This window comes from Acinetobacter sp. 5862 (assembly GCF_024494585.1).
In the GTDB taxonomy this organism is placed as follows: Bacteria; Pseudomonadota; Gammaproteobacteria; order Pseudomonadales; family Moraxellaceae; genus Acinetobacter.
In genome coordinates this window covers 1-542 of record NZ_JANHGP010000095.1, presented here as the reverse complement: position 1 = coordinate 542, position 542 = coordinate 1, and the positions used below count along the sequence as shown (strand labels likewise).

Annotated in this window: 1 protein-coding gene; it reads left to right on the top strand. The window is 37.6% G+C overall.

What is annotated here, in order from left to right:
- Positions 1-467 (top strand): inovirus-type Gp2 protein (locus NO346_RS14665; RefSeq protein ID WP_256415603.1); only part of this gene is annotated, 467 nt, incomplete at its 5' end.
- Positions 468-542 lie beyond the last annotated feature (75 nt).

Sequence of the window (542 nt, the reverse complement as noted above, 5' to 3'; positions counted from 1 at the left end):
TTGTGTGTAGGCTTCTTCATTTGAAAATTATATCGCTGAAAAAGCCTTTACAGATAGGTTTGTGCAACAAAGCCGTAACAAGGCATAAACGTAAGCTAAGAGATCATCGGTATAGTGAAAGTGAAAATACCAAGCAATTAACTGAACGTATGAAAGCTGTATCTAAGCGTTATGCTCGGATTCTAGTTGTAAGGCTAGATCTGATGTATAAGAAAGATTATCGTCATTTAATTGGTATTGAGGATTTTGATCGTGATATGCGGACGTTAAGGCAGTATATCCACAATCAAGATAGAATCTTTGAGGGACTGATTGAGTATGCTTGGGCTTTAGAGCAAGGTGCGGACAAAGGCTACCACTGCCATCTACTCTTGGTTTATAAAGGACATGAGCATAACAACGGCTATGGTATTGCCAAACGTGTAAATGAGTTATGGCAGAAAATCACCTTTGAACAGGGATACTAGGCAGAGTAAAACTTGAAGTGCGACATAAACCACCTAATTAATTTAAAGGGTTTATGGAGTATATAAAATTGTCAT